This is a genomic window from Pseudoalteromonas sp. TB51 (assembly GCF_000498055.1).
Classification (GTDB): domain Bacteria; phylum Pseudomonadota; class Gammaproteobacteria; order Enterobacterales; family Alteromonadaceae; genus Pseudoalteromonas; species Pseudoalteromonas atlantica.
Window position 1 is genome coordinate 1 of the sequence record NZ_AUTO01000231.1, and the last position, 1,932, is coordinate 1,932.

Here is a 1,932-nt window from a genome sequence, read left to right on the forward strand (position 1 = left end):
AGCCATTTTGTTGCAGTATTTGACGACAAACAACAGTTATTACTGGCGCGTGGCATAACAGCCGAGGTATTTGAAAACGGTAAAGACATGGTGCGTAATGGTGTAGGGCGTACACACTAATAAAAACTAAAAAGCGCCGTATGGCGCTTTTAACTGCTTAAAACTAACTCTAAAATATTTAAAGCCTGTCGACTTGTTTTGAACTAATACTGGTCACAATATTATTTTCAAAACGGATCAATACAATGTACATTCCACCAATTGAGCCTTTTAGTTTATAAGTAAACTCTTCTGTTTTAACTAAATTGTCGCCATTACCAATATCAACAGCTTCATTAAGCACATCTTTATAAAGTGGTGCGCCCACTGCAGCTACAATGTCAGATTTAGTTTTACCCACACTTAATAGATTTCCGTTTTTAAGTCGAAAACTACCCTGAGCAAACGCAAAGCTTGAAATAAAAAGAGATAAAAGCAGAGGAAACACAATACGTTTTTTCATAAGTCATCCTTAAACACATAGTATTTAATGCTAGGTATACAAGGTAATACAGAAAAATGACAGTGAAAAAGAAATAAAGAGGAGGTTAAATGGTCGGTATGGCAGGATTTGAACCTGCGACCCCTGACACCCCATGACAGTGCGCTACCAAGCTGCGCTACATACCGACGTTGTTTGCAATAGTACGTATATTTTATTAAAAATCAATAAGTGATTGTTTGTTTGCGTGTTTATTGTCACGGCAAGATCATTATAAATTGAACTTATAGAGCAAGTAGTGATCAGATCAAGGCATAATAATTACTTGGTCGCATAAATATGAGCACTACTTTTCTGAAACATTTTAATTCAATTACAGATCCTCGCATTGAACGTTGTAAAAAGCATGAACTTATCGATATTCTTCTCCTTGCTATTAGCGCTGTACTCTCTGGTGCAGAAGGATGGGAAGATATTGAAGACTTTGGGCACCTAAAGCTTGATTGGTTAAAAAAATACGGTACGTTCAACGCAGGAATTCCAAAACATGACACGATTGCTCGCGTCATGTGTCGGTTAAAAGCAAATGAAATAGAAAGGGCATTTCAATCTTGGATATCATCACTGATTGAAACCACAGGTGCAGATATCATCGCTATCGATGGCAAAACCGCACGACGTTCATTTACCACAAAAGACAGAAAAAGTGCCTTACACACGGTCAGTGCATGGAGTTGCCAACACCAGTTAGTGCTTGGGCAGACGGCTGTTGATAATAAAACAAATGAAATCACCGCAATACCAGAATTACTCACCCTGCTCGATATTGAAAACAGTATCATTACGTTAGATGCGATGGGATGCCAACAAGAAATAGCAAAACAAATCATCCAACAAAAAGCAGATTATATTCTTGCACTTAAAGGTAATCATTCAGGCATGCAAAAGGAACTAGAAGCGTGGTGGCACAAGTGCGAGCGTGAAAGGTTAACTCAGCATAATTGTGATGAATATACCGAAATAAGCTCAGGACATGGGCGTGTTGAAACACGTACATGCCAGCAGTTACTTATAGATAAAAGCTGGTTAGGCAAGGATTATCGTTGGCCTGGCTTAACGAGTATTATTAAGGTCAGGGCTGAAGTTCATGATAAGTCGGCAGGGTCGGATACCACTGAAACACGCTGGTATATAAGTTCATTAGACTTAAATGCAGCGCAAGCACTCAATGCGGTACGCAGTCACTGGCAGGTTGAAAGCATGCATTGGATGCTTGATATGAACTTCAGAGAAGATGAATCGAGAATACGCAAACTTCAAGGGCCATTAATGTTTAATGTAATGCGAAAGATAGCCATGGCGCTTTTTAAACAAGATACATCTAAGTCAGCTAGTATGGCGAGGAAAAAGAAAATGGCAGGGCTAGACGATGATTACCGCTCAACCCTGTT

At 39.2% G+C, this 1,932-nt stretch carries 2 protein-coding genes and 1 tRNA gene; 1 reads left to right on the forward strand and 2 read right to left on the reverse strand.

What is annotated here, in order from left to right; translation table 11 throughout:
* Positions 1 to 178: 178 nt before the first annotated feature.
* Positions 179 to 502 (reverse strand): DUF2845 domain-containing protein, encoded by a 324-nt coding sequence (locus tag L650_RS0112975; protein ID WP_029773383.1) that lies wholly within the window; start codon positions 500 to 502, stop codon positions 179 to 181.
* 90 nt (positions 503 to 592) lie between these two features.
* Positions 593 to 669 (reverse strand) — tRNA-Pro (locus tag L650_RS0112980).
* Between the two features lie 151 nt (positions 670 to 820).
* On the opposite strand from L650_RS0112980, the gene L650_RS0112985 reads away from it, so the two are divergent.
* On the forward strand, positions 821 to 1,932 hold a 1,112-nt coding region (locus tag L650_RS0112985), incomplete at its 3' end, for an ISAs1 family transposase (RefSeq protein WP_029771904.1).